Origin of the sequence: Enterobacter quasiroggenkampii (assembly GCF_043972695.1) — a bacterium.
Taxonomy (GTDB): domain Bacteria; phylum Pseudomonadota; class Gammaproteobacteria; order Enterobacterales; family Enterobacteriaceae; genus Enterobacter; species Enterobacter quasiroggenkampii.
On the sequence record NZ_CP143745.1, the window covers coordinates 3,191,242 to 3,213,563 of the forward strand.

Genomic DNA, 22,322 nt, shown 5'->3' on the forward strand with positions numbered 1-22,322 from the left:
CCTGGAAGCCCCTCGGTCAGAACGCGTAATTTACCCCAACGCCCGCATAGTGGAAGCGGTCGTTGTCACCCTCGTCATGGTTTTCCCATTCATAGGCGTATTCAAGCGTCATGGATAAACCGTTGTTGAAGTCATAGGCGTACTGCATACCCAGGCGGTTGAAATTATGCCCTTCACGCTCAGGATCGTCCTGCCAGTCCCAGTTCGACCAACGATCGAGCCCCAGTCGCGTATAAGGCGTTAAGGTCGTCTGGCCCAACGAAATAGGGAGATAGGCGCGAATTTCCTGGGTGGAGAACTCGCCGTTATTACGTGAACTGTCCATATTGAAACCGCGCTCTAAATAGTAATTTACTTTAGCGGCAAAGGTTTCGTTAATGGTCCAGGTAAAGCCCGTTTCGGTTTCGACACGGCTGTCTGAATAGCCGGTTTTTTCCAGATCGTTGGCAAATTGATACATGGCAAACCAGCCGCCAAAACGCCAGTCGTCGGTTAATTTTATATCCCAGTCAGGCTGAATTTTGTAGCGCTGCATATTTGCGCTGCCGTCTCTGGCGCCGTGTTCATCCTTAAAGTGATAACCATAATTACGGAAGCCGCCGGTCAGACCGAACGTAAAATCATCGGTTCCGATAAAGCGATAGCGTAATTCAAATTCCGGGCGATCAAAATAGGTGCCACGGGTCATGCTGCTATAATCAACCGGCCCTTCCTGATACATTGCCAGCGAAATAGTCCAGGCATCCCAGGTTGCATTAAACCACACGGAAGGTTCATATAACCCGTCTTTATCCTCCCCCTGGCCTTCGACGTTTTCTATTTCATACATCGCGCCAATATTAAATTCCCACTGTTTAGCCGTTTCTGTTGCATGTGCACAGCTAACCCCTGCGCACAGCACGAGCGCAGCACTTTTTAGTAGAGTACTCATCAAATATTCCCTTTATAAGTAACAAACAAAAAAACCGGAAATGGATATTTCCGGCGAACACCTTTCTTATCTAATAGCCGCTTCGGTTTCAGCGTCGAAGAAATGGCACTTATTCATATCGAACTGGATGCCGATATTATCCCCAGCGGCATAATCATTCGCGGCTCCCGCGCGAACAACCAGTTCATGGCCACCAACGGTGGCGTAGAGCATGAACTCTGCACCGGTCAGTTCGGCCACGCTGACTTTTGCCGCGATGTTTTCACCGCTACTCTGCTGGGTGAGAATATCTTCCGGGCGGATCCCAAAGACCACGGCTTTACGCTCATACCCTGCGGCATGCAGTGACGCGAGTTTGTCTTCGGGGATCTCGAGACGCAGCGTTTCCGTGACGAAATAGCGGTCGTCGATGGCGCCACGAACAAAGTTCATGGCTGGCGAGCCAATGAACCCCGCAACAAACATGTTTGCCGGCTCGTTGTATACCTGCTTCGGTGCACCAACCTGCTGAATAATGCCGTCTTTTAAGATCACAATCCGGGTCGCCATCGTCATGGCTTCCGTCTGATCGTGGGTCACGTAAATCATCGTAGTATTGAGCTTCTGATGGAGCTTGCTGATTTCAGCCCGCATCTGCACGCGAAGCTTGGCATCGAGGTTGGAGAGCGGTTCATCCATCAGGAAGACGCCCGCTTCCCGAACTATCGCCCTGCCCAACGCCACGCGCTGACGCTGGCCACCGGACAGCGCGCCGGGTTTACGCTTGAGGTACTCCCGTAAGCCGAGGATCTGTGCCGCCCAGTTAACGCGCTCTTCGATAACCGCCGGGGCGATTTTCTGCATCTTCAGGCCAAAGGCCATGTTGTCGTAGACCGTCATATGCGGGTAAAGCGCATAGTTCTGGAACACCATGGCGATGTCGCGTGACTTGGCGGGCACGTCGTTCATGCAAACGCCGTCGATGACCAGTTCGCCGGCGGAGATTTCCTCCAGCCCGGCAATCATGCGCAGCGTTGTCGATTTACCACAGCCAGACGGACCGACAAAAACGATAAACTCCTTGTCCTCGATTTCGAGATTAAAATCCTTCACCACGTGGACCTGGTTATCGTAAATTTTCTGAATATGTTTCAGTGACAGTTGTGCCATTTTTAATTCCTTATCAATACGCTCGGGAGGCCCAGAAATCGGTCAGGCATTTCCAGGTCAGTTCCTGCGTTGAATGGAGCTGTAATCCCGCATGGGTCAGGCCTGAGCCAATCCCGACCGACAGCATGCCCGCCGCGTTGATCGCCGCCACGCCTGCTGGCGCATCTTCGACCCCGATGGCCGCACCAGGGCGGACGTTCAGGCCAGCACAGGCGGCGAGGAAGATCTCCGGATCCGGTTTTGAACAGACAATGCGGGAGGCATCAGCGCAAAAATCAAAGGCGTCATGAATACCCAGGGCATGCAGTATTCCAGGTGCATTGAGGGAAACGGAGGCGAGCCCAATTTTCACCTCTGCCGCTCGAATGTCCGCCAGCACCTCCCGGATACCCGGCAGCAGCGACGCCTCGGTCAATGACGACAGCGATGCGACGTAGAGCGCATTTTTCTTCCCCGCCAGCGCCAGACACTGTTTATCGTCAAACGCCCCCTCTTTCCCACCGTGTCGCAGGATCCGCTGCAGGGATTCCATGCGGCTAATTCCCTTCAGCTCCTCGTTAAACACCTCATCGATAATGATGCCGATCTCCTGCGCGACCGAACGCCAGGCGAGAAAGTGCAGATGTGCGGTATCGGTGATAACCCCATCAAGATCGAATACAACGGCTTCAGGCTTCATCGCTGGCCTCCGTGGTAGCGGTCCCATTAAAAGATGTAAGAAATTCCCTACGAGAGAATGCCTGCCGCTCCGATACGCAAACCGTTTTTCCCCACAGCGTTAACGTGACGGGCGCGGAGGTATCGATGGTTAAAACGTCATTTTCAAACGTGAAGCGCAGGCGTGCGTTCTGCCAGCGCAGCGGGAAGGCAAGTTTTCGCCAGTGAGCGGGTAGCTTCGGCGCAAGGTGCAGCTCGCCCTCAACAATCTGCATGCCGGCAAACCCCTGAATGACGCCGGACCAGATGGCACCCGTGGCCGCGGCATGAATGCCGTCATCGCTACTGTGCGGATCGTCGTCCAGATCGATAGCCACGCCAGCGCGCCAGAAGGCGTAAGCCCCTTCCGTATCGCCACAGCGGGCGGCCACAATGCCGTGAATAGCCTTGCTCAGTGAAGAGTCATGGATCGTCCGCGGCTCGTAAAACGCCAGGTTGGCCGCGCACTGGGCTGGGGTAAATTTCTCCGGCAACAGGTAGTTAAGCATCACCACGTCAGCCTGCTTGAGGATTTGCATCTCGTTAACTTCCGCGCGAGAGTAATCCAGCAGGATGGTCTGCTTACCCGCTTTGGCTTTATAGCGGCTTAAATCGATGGCGGGTTTCGCCATGAACGAATCGTCCTGCGGGATCACTCCCCCGGCGTCGGCTTCCGGCAGCCACAAGCGGGCCAGGAAGGTGGTCGCCTTCTCCATGAAGCAGGCCTCTTCACGCTCAAACATCGACATAAACCGGCATGCGCTGGCCACGTTGTGCCAGGCAAGATAGTTGGTGTAGGCGTTGTTATTCACATGCTCGGTGTATTCGTCCGGCCCAATCACATCATGAATTTCCAGGCGCCCGTTGACCTCCGTGGCGCGGCCCATCCAGAACGTTGCCGTCTCCACCAGCAGGGTCAGCCCTTCATTACGCATAAACGCGTCATCGCGCGTGGCCTGCCAGTAGGCCACAACGGCCCAGGCAATGTCCGCCACGATGTGGTGTTCGGCCAGGGCGGAGGCCACTTTCTGCCGCATGCCCGTACGGATGTTGATAGCCGCAAACTCCGGCGTCTCCTCTTTGCCGCTCGCGGCACTCTCCCACGGGAACAGCGCGCCCGGCCAGCCGTTGCGGCGGGCTTTTTCCCGGGCCCCGGCCAGGTTCAGCCAGCGATAGCGCAGCAGACTGCGGGCCACTTGCGGACGAGTGAAAAGATGGAAAGGCAGCAGGAATATTTCGGTGTCCCAGAAGACATGGCCTTTATACCCCTCGCCGGTCAAGCCCTTAGCGGCAATGCTGCTCCGCTCATCATGGGCTGGCGTCATGGTGGTCAGATGCCAGACGGCATAGTCCAGCGCCATCTGATCGTCAGGAGATGCAGAAGCCACTTCCACCCTGGCGTCACGCCAGACGTCTTCCCATGCGCAGGCTGAACTTTCCAGCAGCGAGGCATAACCCCTTGCCGCACAAACCTTGAGATCCGCCAGCGCGCCGCGCGCGAAAGATTCCTGCGACAGGGCTTTATCGCTGCGATGGACCACCCAGACAAACTTATCCAGCGTGACAGTGTCACCCTGCGGTATCGTCAGGGAATAGTGAGCAGAGAGCCGACGATTTTTAGCGGTAAAGCAGCTTTCGCTGTCGGCTGATAGCTGACAAAAGGCTGAGATGACAACATCAGCGGCCCGGTCCTGCGTTTCATACACACCCTGCATATAGTGCTGGTCGAACACCCTGACGGAAATTTCATCCAGATGCTGCCGGCCCGTATTGGTTTGTGTCGCATCAATGCCGGTTTTCATCACCACCTGCGAGGCATCATCCAGCGGGGTGATCGCAAGCTGCATGGCCACAAGCGGCAGCTGATCCAGAGAGACAAAACGACGACTCTCCAGGCGATAGCGCTTTCCGTTGGGCGAACGCCAGACGACGCGGCGATGCAGTTCGCCGTTGGCAAACGCCAGCTCGCGCTGCCACTCAAGAATGTCCCCGGCCAGAAGGGTGTAATTCACCCCGTCCAGCTCAACCTCGATACCGGTGATATCGGGCAAATTGATCAGCTCAGTGGTCTCGTTACGTCCCGCCTGATGATAGAGACCCGCAAGATACATTCCTCGGGTTTGCTGGGTGTAATCTTCTTCATGCGCAGCGCGAATGCCCATGTAGCCGTTACCGCATGCCATAATGGATGCGTACTTATTCAGACTGTGCGGACAAAAGCCCGGATCGGTTAATACAGACACGCTCAGCATAATGTTACGCTTTCCCCTGTTTCTGCCGACTGATAAAGCGCCGCGACAAGCTGCTGAATCACTAGCCCCTGTTCAGCATCTGCAATCATTACGGGCTCTCCCTGCACGTGGCGGACAAAGGCCTCCATGCTGCGTAAATGGCGCTGGTCGTCAGCCTCTTCACGCTGAACCAGGGTTTGTAACGTCCCGGCGTCATCCTGATAAACGTGGGCCGGGAAAAGCGTCGCCCCCGCCTTTTCACCGCAAAAGGCGACATTCATGATCGACTGCTCGCGGATATTCAGCGCGAACGAGGTGTCCAGACGCAAAATGCCGCCGTTGCAGAATTCGATAGTGCCAAACAGGGCATCTTCCACCGTAAACTGTGCGGGATCCCACGCGCCGAACTGGCCGCTGCTTTTTTGGGTTCCCAGCCTCTGGAAGCCGTGCGCCGTGACTCTTTTGACCGCCGGGAAACCCAGTACGTACATCGCGGCATCCAGCATGTGAATGCCAATGTCAATCAGCGGCCCACCGCCCTGCAGCGCTTTGTTAGTGAAGACGCCCCAGCCCGGCACGCCACAGCGCCGCAGCGCCTGCGCCGAGGTGAAGTAGATTTCGCCCAGCGTTCCGTTCATCACGGCCTCGCGCAGCAGCTGCGTGTCGAGCGCGAAACGGTGATGAAAATCATATGCCAGCACCTTCCCCGCCTTGCGTGCAGCTATCCGCATCTCATCGGCCTCTTGCGGCGTCATGGCGGGCGGTTTTTCGCACATCACATGACAGCCAGCCTCCAGCGCCGCCATCACATGCTCAAAATGAAATCGGTTTGGCGAACAAACGCTCACCACATCCGGCTTAACCGCCTCCAGCATGGCGCACGCGTCCTGCCACGCCGACGGTATGGCATGACGCTTCGCAAAAGCCTGTGCCTGTTCGAGGCGGCTGTCCATGACAGCCACCATCTGAACATCACTGCGCGTGGCGTAATACGAGGCATGCACTTTGTCCGCAACCTGCCCGGCGCCAATGATGGCGACGCGCAGTGGCGACGTTGTTGAAGCACTCATCACGCTCGTCATCCTTAGCATTCACGTAAATAAGTGAGGGAATCCCGATAAGCCTGAGCGGGATCTTCAGCACGTACGCGGCACTCGTAAACCACATAGCCCTGGTAATTATCCGCACGCAGCTGATCGAACAGGCTGGCAAAATCGAGGCTACCGCTTCCCGGCTGGTAACGGTGGTTATCAGCGATGTGCACGTGGCCCAGCAGATCGCGATGCTGATGCAGCGCCTCCGTCAGCGAATCTTCTTCAATGTTCATATGATAGAAATCACCGATGATCTGCACGTGCTTGAGGGCGTTCTCTTCGATATAGCGTCGTGCGTCAGCCAGGGTGTTGATCATGTGATCCTGATAGCGGTTCAGCGGCTCCAGATAGACGGTGGTTCCGGTGCGCGCTGCCACCTCATCCAGCCAGCGCAGCGAAGCACTTACCGCTTTGCGGTCGCCTTCGAGGCTGCGTGGTGAAGTCATTGGCGGTAAACGGAAGGTGAACATGCCCCAGGCTGCAGGTACGATAATGCCCTTGCCGCCCACTTCGGCCAGCGCTTCCAGAATGCGTTCAATCTGGGCTAAGCCGTTCAGACGACGCTCTTCGATAAAGTCACCAATCCAGCCATCGTATCCGCCGCAGGCGGTCGTGACCGGCAGGCCGGTGGCCTTAATCGCCGCTTTCACCTCGGCGAGGTTTTCCACCAGCAGCTTGCCGTCAATTTCATAGCCATCAAAACCCATCGCTTTGATGTACTCGAATTTCTCCAGGATATTGCCCGGGAAAAAGGCCTGATTTTGTGTTGCGATTTTCATGAGTTGCTTTCCTTAGCTTAAAAAGTGACGCCCATTTTGATGCTCAGTTCCGGATGCTGATCCACATATTTCATGTAGCTTTCAGCGCTGCTGGTGAAGGTCACGACCGGGTCGATCAGATCTTCACAATTCAGATAACCGTTCATCAGCAGTTCCCAGCAGGTCTCTTCAATACGCTTGCGGCTCCAGCGCGGGTAGTCCGGGTTTGGCTCACTGCAGGCGCGGGAGAAGACAATCTTCGCGTTGTTGAAGTGCGCTTCACGCCCCAGATTGAAGCCTGCAGCGAACGGTTTAGCGAACGCAACGTAGGAAATAGTGCCGCCGTAGGCGAGGCCGCGCAGTGCGGACTGCAGCGCATCGGCAAAGCCGCTGGTCTCGATGATCACATCTGCGCCCTGCTTTCCGGTCAGCTTTTTAATTTCCAGACCGACATCTGTGCCGATTGGGTTGAGGCAGTAGTCCGCGCCATGACGGCGGGCAATGTCGCAACGGTGTTCGATAGGATCCACGCCGATGACGACTGACGCGCCGGCTTTTTTCGCCAGTTGGATCGCAATCTGCCCAATCGCGCCGAGGCCTACAACCACGACAAAATCCCCGACCCGCACGTTGGCATCACGCACGCCGCTCATGGCAAACTGTGCCGGATCGTAGCAGACGGCGTTCTTCCAGGAGGCACCCTGCGGCATTTTGCGCAGCTTGTAGTTGTTGACGGCATTCACGATGACCGTCTCCTGGAGCGGCCCGTAACAGCAGACGCGATCGCCCGTCTGGTATTCCGTGACGTCAGCGCCGCATTCGATAATGTCGCCAACAATCATATTGCCCAACTGGAACTTACCGAATTCTATCCCGCGGGCCGCCCCCTCTTCGCGCGGGGTAAACATCTGCCACTCCGCATTGAACTCTTCATCGATAAACGGACTTGCCGCGCGGAAATCCACCACTTCGGTACCGTGTTTCGGTGCGCCAAAGCAGGCACGAATTTTCACTTCATGTCCCGCAACCGGGCGGTCTTCATACTCTACGAGCGCCGCCACGCGTGGCGCTGTCGCAACTAATTTTTTCATGATTGACTCCTTGTTAAAATTGGCCGCCTCAGCCCTTCACGCCACCGGCGGTCAAACCACTTTTAATAAAACGTTCAGACAGGGCGTACATGATGACCACCGGAAGTGCCGTCACCAGCGATGCCGCCATCATGCGACCCCAGATATAATCAGGTGTGCTAAAGAGCGTGTTCAGCCCGACCGGCAAGGTGAAGTTGCTGGCGCTGGACAGGAAAATGGACGCAAACAGATAGTCGTTCCACGCCACCATGAAGCAGTAGACAAACACCGATACGAGCCCGGATATCGCCAGCGGCACGGTAATACGGAAGATGATTTGCAGGCGGTTAAGGCCGTCCATCATTGCGGCTTCTTCTATTTCGTCCGGAATGGTGTCGAAGTAGCTGCGCAGCATGAACACCGCCGTCGGTAACGTCTGCGTCACCATGGTGATAATCAGCGCCAGCTCGGTGTCGTAGATCCCCAGCGCGGTGATGATTTTGAACAACGGCACCACCAGCAAGATGCCGGAGAACATGTAGACGGTGTAAAAACTCGCATTGATCGTCGTGCGGCCCTTAAAACGCAGCTTGGACAAGGCGTAAGCGCCCAGCGTACCGAGAAACACGGCAATCACCGATGAGGTCAGCGACACCACCATGCTGTTTCTGAAGTAATCCACAAACGGGAAGATCAGCGGGTTAAAGATGTCGATGTAATGCTGCAGCGTCCACGCCTGCGGCAGAATGGTCGGATGGAGCGAGATCGCCTCTTTGGCGCTCTTGAATGACGTCATCAGCATCACGAAGAACGGGAAAAGCGTGATGATCAGAAATACCGCCAGCCCCAGATAAAAACCAATACGGCTCAGTACGCGTTTATTTGTTGCCATTGAGGTTCACCCTTTTTCTGGTCAGCAGAATCACAGCGAAGATGATCACGAACAGCACCACAGAGATCGCCGCTGCTTTGCCCAAGTCGTTGAAAGCGAATGCGGTTTTGTAGAGATAGACGCCCAAAATATCGACCTTCGTGGTCAGCAGGTAGACGTCAGCAAACATGTAGAACATCCAGATGGTACGAAGCGTGACCACCGTGGCCAGCACCGGCATAATCGCGGGCAGCGTGACGATACGAAAACGCTGCCAGGCATTCGCGCCGTCCATTTCCGCCGCTTCATACAGGGATTTATCAATGGTCTGTAAAATCGCCAGGAATGAGATAAACGCGTACGGGAAGTAACGCCAGATCGCGAACAGCACCACCAGTACGAAGCTGCTGTTCGGGTTGTCAAACCACAGCGGCGCCTGGTCATACAGGTGCAACAGGTCTACACCCAGATAGTTCACGATGCCGTAGCCGTTGTTGAACATGTATTTCCAGGCAAACACCAGCGAAATAGACGGCGTGACGTAGGATAAAATCACCAGTGAACGTGCCGTCTTGCGCAGGCGAAACTCGCGATTGAAAAAGATGGCGACGGCAAGCCCCAGCACCGTGCTGCCAATCACTACCAGCGCCGTGTACCAGAAGGTCATCCACAGCGAGTGCCAGAAAGCGGCATCGCTGAGAATGCGAATGTAATTGTCCAGTCCGACAAACACGGCGCTAATGCGCGGATTGAGCGGCAAGCGTAAAAAACTGATTTCAATATTGGAAATCATTGGCCAGGCCACCAGGCCCCCCAGCAGTATCAGGCTGGGGGCCAACAGCAGCATGGCGAAAGGCATATCTGAACGACCAGAAAACAACGTCTTCATAATTTCCTTCCGCAGAGCGCTCCTATCGTTGTGTAATGAGATCAGTCAGTCGCTTCTGGCTGCTGCTTAACGTTGTGTTAAGGTCCTTCTGCCCCACCGTGACGTTATGCACCATGGAACTGATAATGCCGGAGCCCGTCACGTCGCCCATGCGGGTGAAGTTTTTATCCCCCACGGCGCCAAACACCTGCACGTTCGGGAACTGCGCAATCAGCTCATAAGGCAACTGCCCAAACGCTTTAATCACGTCGTTGTTTTTCCAGGTCTCCGTGCCCACCACCAGTTTGTTTACCGGCAGCGCCGCGCCCGGCGACATCATGACCCAGTCCGTCGCGTTTTGAGCCTGTTCCATCCAGGTAACAAACTTCTCGGCCGCTTTGGTCTCCGCTTCGGTTTGTCCGGTGGTGATCGTGAGCGAGGTGATCATGCCGTACACCGCCGATGACGTTTCAGTCGGTACAACGAAGCCCAGATTAGAAGGGTTTCCGTCCTTGTAGACGGCAGGCAGGATGTAGGTGGAGTAAACCGCCATCGGCGCAGAACCGTTCATGAAGGCGTCTTTGATCTCCATGACATCGTTCGAACCCGGCATGGTGGTCGCAGCCAGCGCTTTATAAAACGCCAGCGCTTTTGCCATTTCCGGGGTATCGATATCGACATTGCCTTTTGCATCAAACACGTTCGCGCCACCGGAAAGGGCAAACTGAGAGAATGACTGCTCGGTCATCACGCTTTCCGCCGTCGGCAGCGCGATGCCGTAATGCTTTTTAGCCGGGTCGTTCAGGCGCTGGCTGGCTTGCAGAAGCTGTTCCCAGTTATGCGGCTCCTCAATGCCCGCCGCGGCCAGCACATCTTTGTGATACCAGACGCCGGAAAGCCAGGCGCTGACCGGCACGCCCGTCCAGGCTGCGCCATCTTCCGTACGGACTACGCGTAAGATTCCGTCATAGAAGGTGTTTTCCCCCACCGCCTTAACGGCTTCCGCGATAGCGTCACGATCCAGAAGCTGTTCTTTATCCATCACTTTTGCGTAGTCATGGCTGACCTCAATCACTTCAGGCAGCGCGCCGGTTCTTGCCAGCGTAATCACCTTGGTGTTGTAGGCATCCTCTTCCACCGGTACCTGTTTTACCGTGATGTCAGGGTTCTCTTTCTCGAATTTTTCGATCAGTTTCGTAATAACGGCCTGACGCTCCTGCTCTACCGACGAGTGCATAAACTCAATGGTGACAGAGGACGCTTTGTCATCCTTACAGCCTGATAACAGGGCGCACGAAACCAGTGCTGATATCAGCACAATTCTGGGTGTTTTCATGTTTAAGGTCCTTTTTAGTTTTCTTTAATCCACAAAACCTGCCATGGATTTAGGGTCAGAGTCGTATCGGTAATATCTTCTCCGCTAATCAATTCCCTTCCGGCGTGAATATCAGCTCCAACCGTTTGAGGAGCATCACTGAAATTAAATAGCGCTGTTATTTTTTTACCACAATCCGCCACGCGAACAATTTTTAAAACATGCTCGCCTGACGTGCTAAAATAAGCCTGACTGTCAGGGTGAAATGCTTTTTCCGCACGACGCAGTACGATTAACTGGCTTAACGCACAATAGACCTGATAACGCAGACTATTTTTATCTTCAAGCGCACTATCAATTTTTCCTGCGGTATATTTTTCGCGATTTATCGCACGGTTATATCCCAGACGCTCTACCCCGTCATAATCATTACGGGAACCGAGAATACTCTGGATATAAATCGCAGGCACACCGGGGAAGCTTAAAAGGACGGCATGGGCCAGAATAAACCGGGCAATGCGATCGCTATCATGACTTTCTCGCGTACTTAATGCATCCAGATAGGTCACATTAATTTCATAAGGGCTTCGTGTGCCATCCGGGTTATTTTTCCAGTTAACCAACGCGCCTTCAGACTGCAGCTTCTCTACAAGCGAGAGGATCTCCGACTCAGGTAATATTCCGCGTAATGGGTTAAGACCAATGCCATCATGCGAGGCCAGGAAGTTGAACCAGGTGGTTTTGGTGGAAGGCAACGCCAGCGACGCCGCCCACTGGCTCAGCGTGCGCACATTCTGACAATGCACCGCATGCAGCACCAGCGGGGGCAACGAGAACTGATAAACCATCTGCGCTTCATTTTCGCCGTTACCGAAGTAAGAGACGTTATCTTTATGCGGAACATTCGTCTCGGTGATTATCACCGTGCCGGGGGCAACCGCCTCGGTAATGACGCGGAAAAGCTGGATGAGCTGGTGGGTTTGCTCAAGGTGAATGCAGCTCGTTCCCGGTATTTTCCACATGAACCCAACGGCATCCAGTCGAATATATCGCGCCCCTTCAATAAGGTAATGCAGCAGTACGTCGACCATCGCAATCAGCACCTGCGGAGAGGCGAAGTTGAGATCAACCTGGTCCTCACTGAAGGTGGTCCACAGGTGTCGTACGCTGCCATCATGAAGCGTGAAAGGGGTAAGAAGCGGTAAGGCACGCGGACGCGTCACCGCGGATAAATCTGTTTCAGGATCGACAGAAATAAAGAAATCATCATACCCTGGCATTTGCTTCAGGTAATTAGCAAACCAGGCACTTTTGGCCGACATATGATTGCAGACGAAATCAAACATCAGGCTGGCTGACTGTTTTAATTCAGCAACATCTCGCCATGTTCCGGTTTCAGGCGCAACTTCATGATAATCAATGACAGAAAAGCCGTCGTCCGAGGACCACGGATAAAAAGGCAAAAGATGGACATGAGAAAAAGAACGCGAAAGCCATTTGTTATAAAAACGTGTAAAAACAGGGAGTGTTTTCTCACCTTTCGCTGAAAACTGGTCGGCATAGGTTATCAGAACGACATCTTTTTCATCCCAGCCCATTTTACGCTTTTCTGTAATAACAGAGGCGGCCTTTTCAATATTTTCCAGCAACACATGAAGATGTGCTTCAGAAAACGTTTTTCCATAAACAAGATTAATGAGTGCTTTAATTTTTTCGTTCACTTGATTTTCCATGGTAGCGGTCCCACGGAGTGGCAATCTACTCCCATGAAAAATATCTGTCAACGGACCGGGCAGGAGAAAAACACGATTGCAAAGCAGCTCAGCACAATATTGTGAGCTGCCGCAAAGAAAGCAGGGTTAACGAGGAAGTGCGGTTAATCATCGCCAGCCCCTCTCCTGGAAGAGTAAGGGCTAACGCGTGAGGGAATTACTGGGACAAGTAGCGGCGCGACAGCCGTTTTGCCACTTTTTGCAACAGCGGTTCGAGCGCCACGGCCAGAACCATTCTGACTGGCTTGCGGGCAACAGATTTTATCGCCCACCCCGCCACGCCTGCCGGGCCGAAACGTAACGCGGTCAGCAGGACCAGTTTACCTGCGATTTTGAGGCCGGGTTTAACCTTCTGACCGGCCTGTTGCCAGTGTTGTTTCATCTCTTCTCTCTCTTAAAGCTGACGAAAACGACTTCTCAGCGTAAAAGTATCCGACGTGACATAGCGTTCCATTTCCCGTAACCGCTTCTCCCCGGCAGCGAGTTGTTCATCAACAGCATTAAGGAGATCGCTGCTGGTGGGGGCGCCTTCCGCCGCCAGTTCTCCTTCCGGCATCGGGTCAAGAACAAACGACAGCACGATGTACGCGACCAGGGTAATAAATGCCAGACCAAAGAAGATCGACAGCACCGTCACCACGCGTACCAGCTTAACCGGGACGTCAAGATAATGAGCCAGCCCGGCACAGACGCCGCGTACCATGCCCTGCTGTGGAATTCGCCACAGTTTTTTGTTCAGATTCAGTCCAGACATTAACGGTCCCTCCAGTTTGGATGTTCAGCATCCAGGATGGCTTCCAGCGCCTGAATGCGTTCGCGCATTTTGTTCGCCTCGTCGGAGAGCTGTACCAGACGCTGTTGTTCACTCTGGGAGAGTTCGCCCCGTGAGGAACGGTTGCTGTAGTGCAGCCATAGCCAAATCGGCAAAACGAACAGCACGAAAATAGTCAGGGGAATAGCCAGAAAAAGCGCGCTCATGTGTACTCCTTGTCTTACGATGCGGCACGTTCAGGTGCCGCACGAATTATTATTGGTTATCTTGCTTCATTTTGGCTTTCAGTGCCGCCAGCTGCTCGCTGATTTCATCATCGGCCTTGAGGTCAGCAAACTGCTGATCCAGCGACTTCTGCTTACCGATACCGTGACTTTCGGCTTCCGCTTCCATCTGGTCGATACGACGCTCAAACGACTCAAAACGGGCCATCGCTTCATCAAGCTTACCGCTGTCGAGCTGGCGACGCACGTCACGGGAAGAGCTTGCCGCCTGATGACGCAGGGTCAGCGCCTGCTGACGCGCGCGGGTTTCGCTCAGCTTGTTTTCCAGCTCGCCAATCTCTTTCTTCATGCGGGTGAGCGTGTCATCCACCAGCGTCACTTCATGCTCGAGCGTCGCGACCATGTCTGCCAGCTTCTGTTTTTCGATCAGCGCCGCACGGGCCAGATCCTCTTTGTCTTTGCGCAGCGCGAGTTCTGCTTTTTCCTGCCATTCGTTCAACTGAGCGGTGGCCTGTTCAATACGACGAGTAAGCTGTTTTTTCTCCGCCAGCGCGCGGGCGGAGGTAGAGCGGACTTCAACCAGCGTGTCTTCCATTTCCTGAATCATCAGACGCACCAGCTTCTGCGGATCTTCCGCTTTCTCCAGCAATGAGTTGATGTTGGCGTTCACGATGTCGGCAAAACGAGAAAAAATACCCATAATTGACTCCTCATAGTTCTGTTATCGGGCGATGCCCTGCTGCACAGATAATACAAATCTCATGCCAACTTTTTATCTTATTGATTTAACAGGTCATGGTTGATTTTCATGCAGTGAAGAACTATTCTTGCCTGGTGAATATCGCTAAGGAGTGGTTAATTTCATCATGCCTGGATACAAAGACAATTTACTCGGCGAAGCAAACAGTTTTCTGGAAGTGCTGGAACAGGTTTCTCGCCTGGCGCCGCTCAATAAACCGGTGCTGATTATCGGCGAGCGCGGTACGGGTAAGGAACTCATCGCCAACCGTCTCCACTACTTATCCGGGCGCTGGGACGGCCCCTTCATTTCCCTTAACTGCGCGGCGCTGAATGAAAACCTGCTCGACACCGAGCTCTTCGGCCATGAAGCGGGTGCGTTTACCGGTGCCCAGAAACGCCATCCCGGACGCTTTGAGCGCGCCGACGGCGGTACGCTGTTTCTTGATGAACTGGCCACCGCGCCCATGCTGGTGCAGGAGAAACTGCTGCGCGTGATTGAATACGGCGAGCTGGAGCGCGTCGGCGGTAGCCAGCCGCTGCAGGTGAACGTGCGCCTGGTGTGTGCCACTAACGCCAACCTGCCGGAGATGGTGGCACAGGAGAAATTCCGTGCCGACCTGCTCGACCGCCTGGCCTTTGACGTCGTGCAGCTTCCTCCGCTGCGCGAGCGAAGAAGCGACATTATGCTGCTGGCAGACCAGTTTGCGATTCAGATGTGCCGCGAGCTCGGACTGCCGCTGTTCCCCGGCTTCAGCGATTATGCACGGGAGACGCTGCTCTCGTACCACTGGCCGGGCAATATCCGCGAGCTGAAAAACGTCGTGGAGCGTTCCGTCTATCGCCACGGCAGCAGCGAGACGGAGCTGGACAACATCATTATCGATCCTTTTCAGCGCAGCGCCCCGACCTTGCCCGCACCAGCATCTCCAGGCGACGCCCCTGCTCTTCCCCTTGATCTGCGCCAGTTCCAGCACGACCAGGAGAAACAGCTGCTGGAGCAAAGCCTGAAGATGGCGAAATACAACCAGAAACGGGCGGCTGAACTGCTGGGTTTGACCTACCATCAGTTAAGGGCATTGCTCAAAAAGCATCAAATGCGATGACAGTGTCTATCACTTTAAAATTCACTTATTTTATGAAAAAAAAGCAATAGATGAATCAAGAAGAATAAGGATATTATTAAGATGGCTATTTTAGATTTTTTGATTTCTCTCGCATTCTGCTTAGTCGGTATTTTCTACATCTGGCATACAAGTAAAGCTCTGAGGACAGGAGTTTTTATTGGCTGGCTCAACGGAACCTATGAGAAGTATTATGTTCATTGCTCTAAACACCCCTGGAAATTCTATTTTAACCTTTTAACCATGGCGAGCGGTGGTTCGTTACTTTTAGCTGTCGGCATCATTTCACTTGATCAAAATAACTTTATTTTCAAGACACTAAGCTCACTATTCCAGTGATGCGCTTGCTTCTGGGCACTCTTATTATTCATTATGTAGCTATCTCAGGACACTCTTTTGAATTAGTGAATTGCCTCATGGCTTATTATTTTACCGCCGTGAGCATTGACTTTTTTGACCACACGAATAGAGTCTGTGTAGAAAAAAGACGAAGCGTCATCCCACTGGCAGAATTCAATTTCACGCTTTAAGAATTCGTCATAATAGACAACCCCAGCCTTGCAACGGCAATGTTTTCCGCATGAAGGTCCTGGGTAGTTCATCCTGAAAGGGTAAGTTCCGCTAACTGTTTGCGTTGCACTGGAAACGATGATTGCTTCAGTGCTTTCCCAGAGTGTGAAAGATACGACACCCACTACAAACACAAAACAAGCCAGGAAAAACTTAACGCGCTCCAGTTTACCCTCTTTGCTTTTGACGCGTGACGAAACGCGCCATGATGCAAAGGCACCTATAGCGACTGAAATCAAGATAATTGGACAATAAACAGAACCTGGTTCTATCAAGTACGCATCGCTTGTATAGATGTCAAGCCGACACATCCCGTAAAACCATAATCCCAGGCAAAAGTATGCAAACACTTCGCGTTTGGCGGGTAGTCTGAATGCCATAACTTGTTTTACTTTAGTAAAAAATCATAATATATCAGACACATATTAGAATTAAAATGATATCGCACCTGGAATGTACCCTGCATTCCTGTCATTTTACCCAGCGAAGACGTAACTATACCGACTGACTTTGCGAAACCCTGTCTGCCGGGTTAAATCCTTCGTTTATAGCGAGTCAGATACGCCACGAAAATGCTAAGATAGTCCATGAGGTATATTCAAAGTGGATTGCAGGTATGAACGTGCATCGGGTTGTGACGCTGAGTGACCGACTGCAAACGTTACTGCCCCCATTATGCCCTCAGGCTTAAACGATACTGGATAATGTCGTTTAAAATTAGTAGGATAGCCACTTCATATTTAATACCTTAAAAATTATGCGTCTGGTTTTATCGTCCTTTTTTGCACTTGGTCTGTTTAGCAGCCAGGCCTTTGCCGCGCCCGGGCAAACGCCGCAGCCTGACATTCGTGACAGCGGCTTCGTCTATTGCGTAAGCGGCCAGGTGGATACCTTCAACCCGCAAAAAGCGGGCAGCGGCCTGATTGTGGATACCCTTGCCGCGCAGCTTTACGATCGTCTGCTTGATGTTGACCCGTACACCTACCGTCTCGTGCCCGAGCTTGCGGAAAGCTGGGAAGTGCTGGATAACGGCGCAACCTACCGTTTTCACCTGCGCGATGATGTCGCGTTTCAGCGTACGCCGTGGTTTACCCCCTCGCGCAAGCTGAACGCGGATGACGTGGTCTTCACCTTCCAGCGTATCTTCAACCGCAACCATCCGTGGCATAACGTTAACGGAAGCAATTTCCCCTATTTCGACAGCCTGCAGTTTGCCGACACCGTGAAAAGCGTACGTAAGCTCGACAACCGCACGGTTGAATTCACGCTGACGCGCCCGGATGCCTCCTTCCTCTGGCACCTGGCAACGCACTATGCATCCGTCATGTCAGCCGAATACGCGGCTCAGCTGACGAAAAAAGATCGTCAGGAACTGCTCGATCGCCAGCCGGTTGGCACCGGTCCGTTCCAGTTGGCCGAATACCGCGCTGGTCAATATATTCGTCTGCAGCGCCATGAACACTTCTGGCGCGGTACGCCGCTGATGCCGCAGGTGGTGGTCGATCTCGGCTCTGGCGGAACGGGGCGGCTCTCGAAACTGCTCACCGGGGAATGTGACGTGCTTGCCTGGCCCGCGGCCAGCCAACTCACGATTTTGCGCGACGATCCGCGTCTGCGTCTGACGCTACGCCCGGGGATGAACATCGCGTATCTGGCCTTTAACACGGATAAACCGCCGTTGAACAACCCTGCCGTTCGACACGCCCTTGCGCTGGCCATTAACAACCAGCGTCTGATGCAGTCGATCTATTACGGCACGGCGGAAACCGCCGCCTCAATTTTACCGCGCGCCTCGTGGGCCTATGACGGTGAAGCTAAAATTACGGAATACAATCCGGCAAAAGCGCGTGAACAGCTGAAAGCGCTGGGGGCGGAAAACCTCACGCTGCAGCTTTGGGTGCCCACCAGTTCCCAGGCGTGGAACCCCAGCCCGCTCAAGACCGCCGAACTGCTGCAGGCAGATATGGCGCAGGTAGGCGTCAAAGTGATCATCGTACCGGTAGAGGGCCGTTTCCAGGAGGCGCGCCTGATGGATATGAATCATGATTTAACCCTCACCGGCTGGGCCACCGACAGCAACGACCCGGACAGCTTCTTCCGGCCGCTGCTGAGCTGTGCGGCGATAAACTCGCAGACCAACTACGCCCACTGGTGTAACCGGGAGTTTGACGGCGTGCTGCAAAAAGCGCTGGCTTCCCAACAGCTGGCCTCGCGCATCGACGCCTATGATGAAGCGCAGAAGATCCTTGCTCAGGAACTGCCGGTGCTGCCGCTGGCCTCTTCCCTGCGCCTTCAGGCGTATCGCTATGATATTAAAGGCCTGGTGCTGAGCCCGTTTGGCAACGCCTCGTTCGCCGGCGTGTCGCGTGAAAAAGAACAAGAGGTGAAAAAACCATGATTATTTTTACCTTGCGTCGGCTCCTTTTGCTGCTGGTGACGCTCTTTTTCCTGAACTTTGTCGGCTTTAGTCTGAGCTATTTCACACCCCACGCCCCGCTCCAGGGATCGTCGCTGTGGGATGCCTGGCTCTTCTGGTTTAACGGGCTGCTGCACTGGGATTTCGGCGTATCCAGCATTAACGGGCAGCTTATTTCCGATCAGTTGAAAGAGGTTTTCCCGGCCACGATGGAACTGTGCATTCTGGCCTTCGGTTTTGCCCTGATGGTCGGGATCCCCGTGGGCATGCTGGCCGGGATATATCGCAACAAATGGCAGGATAAGTTTATCAGCGCCCTCGCCCTGCTCGGCTTCTCCATCCCGGTCTTCTGGCTGGCGCTACTGCTGACGCTTTTCTTCTCGCTGACGATGGGCTGGCTACCGGTTTCTGGCCGTTTTGACCTGCTCTACACGGTTAAAACGGTGACGGGCTTTGCCATCATCGATGCGTGGCTGTCTGATTCGGTGTGGCGTCACGAGATGATCGTCAGCGCCCTGCGCCATATGGTATTGCCGGTGCTGACGCTGGCGGTTGCGCCAACAACCGAAGTGATCCGCCTGATGCGCCTGAGCACCATCGAGGTGTTTGACCAGAACTATGTCAAAGCCGCCGCCACGCGCGGACTGTCGCGCCTGACCATCCTGCGCCGCAACGTCCTGCACAACGCGCTGCCGCCGGTTATTCCGCGTCTGGGATTACAGTTTTCCACCATGCTCACGCTGGCCATGATCACCGAGATGGTCTTTAGCTGGCCTGGCCTGGGACGGTGGCTGATTAACGCTATCCGCCAGCAGGACTACGCCGCGATTTCCGCAGGCGTGATGGTGATTGGTTCGCTGGTGATTATTGTCAACGTGTTGTCCGATATTCTGGGTGCCATGGCCAACCCATTGAAGCATAAGGAATGGTATGCCTTACGATAGCGTATACAGTGAAAAGCGCACGCCCGGTGTGCTGCGTACCGTGTGGCGTAAATTCTATGGCGATACCACGGCAATGATCGGCCTTTATGGCTGTGCCGGTCTGGTGTTGCTGTGCGTCTTTGGCTCCTGGTTTGCGCCGTATGGCATTGACCAGCAGTTCCTTGGCTATCAGTTGCTGCCGCCGTCCTGGTCCCGCTACGGGGAAGTCTCCTTCTTCCTGGGGACGGACGACCTCGGACGTGACGTGTTGAGCCGCCTGCTGAGCGGTGCGGCCCCGACGGTGGGCGGCGCGTTTGTGGTGACGCTCGCGGCCACGATCTGCGGGCTGGCGCTGGGTATTTTTGCGGGATCCACGCATGGCCTGCGCTCGGCGGTGCTTAACCACATTCTGGATACGCTGCTGTCGATTCCGTCTCTGCTGCTGGCGATCATTGTGGTTGCCTTTGCCGGTCCGCACCTGTCTCATGCCATGTTCGCCGTCTGGCTGGCTATCCTGCCCCGCATCGTGCGCTCGGTTTACAGCATGGTGCATGACGAGCTGGAAAAAGAGTATGTCGTCGCTGCGCGTCTGGACGGCGCGACCACCTTCAACATCCTGTGGTTTGCCGTGCTGCCTAACATCGCGTCCGGGCTGGTCACCGAGATCACCCGCGCCCTGTCGATGGCGATTCTGGACATCGCGGCGCTCGGCTTCCTCGACCTCGGCGCGCAGCTGCCGTCGCCTGAATGGGGTGCGATGCTCGGTGACGCGCTGGAGTTAATTTACGTGGCGCCGTGGACGGTTATGCTGCCGGGTGCGGCCATTATGGTGAGCGTGCTGCTGATCAACCTGCTGGGCGACGGTATTCGCCGTGCAATTAACGCGGGGGTGCAATAATGCCGCTTCTTGATATTCGCAACCTCACCATTGAATTCAAAACCGGTGAAGGCTGGGTTAAAGCCGTCGATCGCATCAGTATTACCCTCGCGGAAGGTGAAATCCGCGGGCTGGTGGGGGAATCCGGCTCAGGCAAAAGCCTGATCGCCAAAGCCATCTGCGGCGTGGCGAAAGATAACTGGCGCGTGACCGCAGACCGTATGCGGTTTGATGACATCGACCTGCTGCGCCTCTCTCCCCGCGAGCGGCGTAAGCTGGTCGGGCATAACGTCTCGATGATTTTCCAGGAGCCGCAGTCCTGTCTCGACCCGTCCGAACGCGTGGGCAAACAGTTGATGCAGAACATCCCCGGCTGGACCTATAAAGGCCGCTGGTGGCAGCGCATTGGCTGGCGCAAGCGTCGTGCCATTGAGCTTTTACACCGCGTCGGGATCAAAGATCACAAAGATGCGATGCGCAGCTTCCCGTACGAGTTGACCGACGGTGAATGTCAGAAAGTGATGATTGCCATCGCGCTGGCTAATCAGCCGCGTTTGCTGATTGCTGATGAACCGACGAACGCGATGGAACCCACCACGCAGGCGCAAATCTTCCGCCTGCTGTCGCGTCTCAACCAGAACAACAACACCACCATTTTGCTGATCAGCCATGACCTGCAAATGCTCAGCAAATGGGCGGATAAAATTGACGTGATGTACTGCGGACAAACGGTCGAAACCGCGCCGAGTGAAGACCTGATCACCGCACCGCACCACCCGTATACGCAGGCGCTAATCCGCGCAATTCCCGATTTTGGCAGCGCCATGCCGCATAAGAGCCGCCTGAATACCCTGCCCGGGGCGATTCCGCTGCTGGAATCGTTGCCGATAGGCTGTCGTCTGGGGCCGCGTTGTCCGTATGCTCAGCGTAAATGTATCGAGACGCCACGCCTGACCGGGGCCAAAAATCATCTTTACGCCTGTCATTTCCCGCTGAACATGGAGAGAGAGTGAAATGGTCGAAACCTTGCTTGAAGTCCGCAACCTGAGTAAGACCTTTCGCTACCGCACGGGGCTGTTTCATCGTCAAACTGTCGACGCGGTAAAACCGCTCAGCTTTACCCTGCGTGAAAAACAGACCCTGGCGATCATCGGCGAGAACGGTTCCGGGAAATCGACCCTGGCGAAAATGCTTGCCGGCATGGTTGAACCCACGGCTGGCGAAGTATTGATTGACGATCACCCTCTGACGTTCGGGGATTACTCTTTCCGCAGCCAGCGCATCCGCATGATCTTCCAGGATCCATCGACCTCACTCAATCCGCGCCAGCGCATTTCGCAGATCCTCGATTTTCCGCTGCGTCTGAACACCGACCTGGAACCCGAGGCGCGCCGCAAGCGTATCTTCGAAACCCTGCGCATGGTTGGGCTGTTACCGGATCACGAAAGCTACTACCCACACATGCTGGCCCCCGGCCAGAAACAGCGTCTGGGTCTGGCGCGTGCGTTGATTTTGCGCCCGAAAGTGATCATTGCTGACGAAGCGCTTGCCTCGCTGGATATGTCGATGCGTTCGCAGCTGATTAACCTGATGCTGGAGCTGCAGGAAAAACAGGGCATCTCGTATATCTACGTCACCCAGCATCTGGGGATGATGAAACACATCAGCGATCAGGTGATGGTTATGCACCAGGGTGAAGTGGTCGAGCGCGGCAGCACGGCGGATGTGATGGCCTCCCCGCTTCACGAGCTGACAAAACGGCTGATAGCCGGTCATTTCGGTGAAGCACTCACAGCCGATGCGTGGCGCAAAGACCGGTAAACAAACGTTGCACCGCTTAATAAGGATTAAATAGCCTTAATACGCTGTTTAATCCTTAACTTTTTCATCTCCATTGCTGCTCCATACTCTCAGCAAAATACA

General features: G+C 54.5%; 23 protein-coding genes. 7 read left to right on the top strand and 16 right to left on the bottom strand.

Annotated elements, in window-relative coordinates; translation table 11 throughout:
* Positions 1-16: 16 nt before the first annotated feature.
* The 15 genes from V1572_RS15330 to pspA all read right to left on the bottom strand — a co-directional run bounded on the left by V1572_RS15330 (position 17) and on the right by pspA (position 14,451).
* Positions 17-931, bottom strand: a complete 915-nt coding sequence (locus tag V1572_RS15330; RefSeq protein WP_262777924.1) for an OmpG family monomeric porin — start codon at positions 929-931, stop codon at positions 17-19.
* A 66-nt stretch (positions 932-997) separates the two neighbouring features.
* Complete coding sequence (locus tag V1572_RS15335; protein WP_262777926.1) at positions 998-2,080, bottom strand: ABC transporter ATP-binding protein; 1,083 nt, start codon at positions 2,078-2,080, stop codon at positions 998-1,000.
* Between the two features lie 13 nt (positions 2,081-2,093).
* Positions 2,094-2,759, bottom strand: coding sequence for a beta-phosphoglucomutase (gene pgmB / locus V1572_RS15340; protein WP_262777929.1), 666 nt, complete (start codon positions 2,757-2,759; stop codon positions 2,094-2,096).
* The gene (locus tag V1572_RS15345) at positions 2,749-5,028 is read right to left on the bottom strand and encodes a glycoside hydrolase family 65 protein (protein WP_353143064.1); all 2,280 of its coding nucleotides are present in this window, start codon (positions 5,026-5,028) and stop codon (positions 2,749-2,751) included. The genes pgmB and V1572_RS15345 overlap by 11 nt, the downstream gene beginning before the upstream one ends.
* Positions 5,022-6,080 carry a Gfo/Idh/MocA family protein gene (locus V1572_RS15350; protein ID WP_395299345.1) on the bottom strand — a complete coding sequence of 353 codons (1,059 nt, stop codon included), beginning with the start codon at positions 6,078-6,080 and terminating at the stop codon, positions 5,022-5,024. Before V1572_RS15350 ends, V1572_RS15345 begins: the two co-directional genes overlap by 7 nt.
* A gap of 11 nt (positions 6,081-6,091) precedes the next feature.
* Positions 6,092-6,880 carry a sugar phosphate isomerase/epimerase family protein gene (locus V1572_RS15355; protein WP_045908869.1) on the bottom strand — a complete coding sequence of 263 codons (789 nt, stop codon included), beginning with the start codon at positions 6,878-6,880 and terminating at the stop codon, positions 6,092-6,094.
* A 17-nt stretch (positions 6,881-6,897) separates the two neighbouring features.
* Entirely contained in the window at positions 6,898-7,950 is a 1,053-nt protein-coding gene (locus V1572_RS15360) for a zinc-binding alcohol dehydrogenase (RefSeq protein ID WP_048029783.1), read from the bottom strand.
* Positions 7,951-7,978: 28 nt separating this feature from the next.
* Complete coding sequence (locus V1572_RS15365; RefSeq protein WP_008501243.1) at positions 7,979-8,821, bottom strand: carbohydrate ABC transporter permease; 843 nt, start codon at positions 8,819-8,821, stop codon at positions 7,979-7,981.
* On the bottom strand, positions 8,808-9,689 hold the full coding sequence (locus V1572_RS15370) for a carbohydrate ABC transporter permease (protein ID WP_045908871.1): 882 nt from the start codon (positions 9,687-9,689) through the stop codon (positions 8,808-8,810). Before V1572_RS15370 ends, V1572_RS15365 begins: the two co-directional genes overlap by 14 nt.
* Positions 9,690-9,711: 22 nt before the next feature.
* Entirely contained in the window at positions 9,712-11,004 is a 1,293-nt protein-coding gene (locus V1572_RS15375; RefSeq protein ID WP_063621847.1) for an ABC transporter substrate-binding protein, read from the bottom strand.
* A 14-nt stretch (positions 11,005-11,018) separates the two neighbouring features.
* A complete protein-coding gene (locus tag V1572_RS15380; protein ID WP_395299346.1) occupies positions 11,019-12,716 on the bottom strand; it encodes an alpha-amylase family glycosyl hydrolase in 1,698 nt (565 codons plus the stop codon).
* 196 nt (positions 12,717-12,912) lie between these two features.
* Positions 12,913-13,137, bottom strand: a complete 225-nt coding sequence (pspD, locus tag V1572_RS15385) for a phage shock protein PspD (RefSeq protein ID WP_023312043.1) — start codon at positions 13,135-13,137, stop codon at positions 12,913-12,915.
* A gap of 12 nt (positions 13,138-13,149) precedes the next feature.
* Complete coding sequence (gene pspC / locus V1572_RS15390) at positions 13,150-13,509, bottom strand: envelope stress response membrane protein PspC (protein ID WP_023617934.1); 360 nt, start codon at positions 13,507-13,509, stop codon at positions 13,150-13,152.
* On the bottom strand, positions 13,509-13,733 hold the full coding sequence (gene pspB, locus V1572_RS15395) for an envelope stress response membrane protein PspB (RefSeq protein ID WP_023312045.1): 225 nt from the start codon (positions 13,731-13,733) through the stop codon (positions 13,509-13,511). The genes pspC and pspB overlap by 1 nt, the downstream gene beginning before the upstream one ends.
* Before the next feature lie 49 nt (positions 13,734-13,782).
* Positions 13,783-14,451 (bottom strand): phage shock protein PspA, encoded by a 669-nt coding sequence (pspA, locus tag V1572_RS15400; protein WP_023617933.1) that lies wholly within the window; start codon positions 14,449-14,451, stop codon positions 13,783-13,785.
* A gap of 151 nt (positions 14,452-14,602) precedes the next feature.
* On the opposite strand from pspA, the gene pspF reads away from it, so the two are divergent.
* Entirely contained in the window at positions 14,603-15,595 is a 993-nt protein-coding gene (pspF, locus tag V1572_RS15405; RefSeq protein ID WP_262777938.1) for a phage shock protein operon transcriptional activator, read from the top strand.
* A gap of 81 nt (positions 15,596-15,676) precedes the next feature.
* Positions 15,677-15,952, top strand: a complete 276-nt coding sequence (locus tag V1572_RS15410) for a hypothetical protein (RefSeq protein ID WP_395299347.1) — start codon at positions 15,677-15,679, stop codon at positions 15,950-15,952.
* A 62-nt stretch (positions 15,953-16,014) separates the two neighbouring features.
* Here the strand turns inward: V1572_RS15410 and V1572_RS15415 are convergent, their stop codons facing one another.
* Positions 16,015-16,563 carry a hypothetical protein gene (locus V1572_RS15415; RefSeq protein ID WP_139177171.1) on the bottom strand — a complete coding sequence of 183 codons (549 nt, stop codon included), beginning with the start codon at positions 16,561-16,563 and terminating at the stop codon, positions 16,015-16,017.
* A gap of 377 nt (positions 16,564-16,940) precedes the next feature.
* On the opposite strand from V1572_RS15415, the gene sapA reads away from it, so the two are divergent.
* The 5 genes from sapA to sapF are packed head-to-tail and all read left to right on the top strand — an operon-like array spanning position 16,941 to position 22,220.
* Positions 16,941-18,581, top strand: a complete 1,641-nt coding sequence (gene sapA / locus V1572_RS15420; protein WP_395299348.1) for an ABC transporter substrate-binding protein SapA — start codon at positions 16,941-16,943, stop codon at positions 18,579-18,581.
* Positions 18,578-19,543 (top strand): putrescine export ABC transporter permease SapB, encoded by a 966-nt coding sequence (sapB, locus tag V1572_RS15425; protein WP_069719064.1) that lies wholly within the window; start codon positions 18,578-18,580, stop codon positions 19,541-19,543. The genes sapA and sapB overlap by 4 nt, the downstream gene beginning before the upstream one ends.
* Positions 19,530-20,420: a putrescine export ABC transporter permease SapC gene (gene sapC / locus V1572_RS15430; RefSeq protein WP_045908876.1), complete on the top strand. Its 891-nt coding sequence runs from the start codon at positions 19,530-19,532 to the stop codon at positions 20,418-20,420. Before sapB ends, sapC begins: the two co-directional genes overlap by 14 nt.
* On the top strand, positions 20,420-21,412 hold the full coding sequence (gene sapD, locus V1572_RS15435; RefSeq protein WP_025756605.1) for a putrescine export ABC transporter ATP-binding protein SapD: 993 nt from the start codon (positions 20,420-20,422) through the stop codon (positions 21,410-21,412). The genes sapC and sapD overlap by 1 nt, the downstream gene beginning before the upstream one ends.
* 1 nt (position 21,413) lies before the next feature.
* Positions 21,414-22,220, top strand: coding sequence for a putrescine export ABC transporter ATP-binding protein SapF (sapF, locus tag V1572_RS15440; RefSeq protein ID WP_008501227.1), 807 nt, complete (start codon positions 21,414-21,416; stop codon positions 22,218-22,220).
* Positions 22,221-22,322 lie beyond the last annotated feature (102 nt).

Coding starts and splice junctions, on each gene's coding strand:
- V1572_RS15355 (WP_045908869.1), bottom strand. CDS start 6,880: ATGAAAATCGCAACACAAAATCAGGCCTTTTTCCCGGGCAATATCCTG.
- sapF (WP_008501227.1), top strand. CDS start 21,414: ATGGTCGAAACCTTGCTTGAAGTCCGCAACCTGAGTAAGACCTTTCGC.
- V1572_RS15360 (WP_048029783.1), bottom strand. CDS start 7,950: ATGAAAAAATTAGTTGCGACAGCGCCACGCGTGGCGGCGCTCGTAGAG.
- pspC (WP_023617934.1), bottom strand. CDS start 13,509: ATGTCTGGACTGAATCTGAACAAAAAACTGTGGCGAATTCCACAGCAG.
- V1572_RS15415 (WP_139177171.1), bottom strand. CDS start 16,563: ATGGCATTCAGACTACCCGCCAAACGCGAAGTGTTTGCATACTTTTGC.
- sapC (WP_045908876.1), top strand. CDS start 19,530: ATGCCTTACGATAGCGTATACAGTGAAAAGCGCACGCCCGGTGTGCTG.
- V1572_RS15345 (WP_353143064.1), bottom strand. CDS start 5,028: ATGCTGAGCGTGTCTGTATTAACCGATCCGGGCTTTTGTCCGCACAGT.
- pspD (WP_023312043.1), bottom strand. CDS start 13,137: ATGAAACAACACTGGCAACAGGCCGGTCAGAAGGTTAAACCCGGCCTC.
- pgmB (WP_262777929.1), bottom strand. CDS start 2,759: ATGAAGCCTGAAGCCGTTGTATTCGATCTTGATGGGGTTATCACCGAT.
- V1572_RS15370 (WP_045908871.1), bottom strand. CDS start 9,689: ATGAAGACGTTGTTTTCTGGTCGTTCAGATATGCCTTTCGCCATGCTG.
- V1572_RS15380 (WP_395299346.1), bottom strand. CDS start 12,716: ATGGAAAATCAAGTGAACGAAAAAATTAAAGCACTCATTAATCTTGTT.
- sapD (WP_025756605.1), top strand. CDS start 20,420: ATGCCGCTTCTTGATATTCGCAACCTCACCATTGAATTCAAAACCGGT.
- sapB (WP_069719064.1), top strand. CDS start 18,578: ATGATTATTTTTACCTTGCGTCGGCTCCTTTTGCTGCTGGTGACGCTC.
- V1572_RS15410 (WP_395299347.1), top strand. CDS start 15,677: ATGGCTATTTTAGATTTTTTGATTTCTCTCGCATTCTGCTTAGTCGGT.
- pspB (WP_023312045.1), bottom strand. CDS start 13,733: ATGAGCGCGCTTTTTCTGGCTATTCCCCTGACTATTTTCGTGCTGTTC.
- pspA (WP_023617933.1), bottom strand. CDS start 14,451: ATGGGTATTTTTTCTCGTTTTGCCGACATCGTGAACGCCAACATCAAC.
- V1572_RS15330 (WP_262777924.1), bottom strand. CDS start 931: ATGAGTACTCTACTAAAAAGTGCTGCGCTCGTGCTGTGCGCAGGGGTT.
- V1572_RS15365 (WP_008501243.1), bottom strand. CDS start 8,821: ATGGCAACAAATAAACGCGTACTGAGCCGTATTGGTTTTTATCTGGGG.
- V1572_RS15375 (WP_063621847.1), bottom strand. CDS start 11,004: ATGAAAACACCCAGAATTGTGCTGATATCAGCACTGGTTTCGTGCGCC.
- sapA (WP_395299348.1), top strand. CDS start 16,941: ATGCGTCTGGTTTTATCGTCCTTTTTTGCACTTGGTCTGTTTAGCAGC.
- V1572_RS15335 (WP_262777926.1), bottom strand. CDS start 2,080: ATGGCACAACTGTCACTGAAACATATTCAGAAAATTTACGATAACCAG.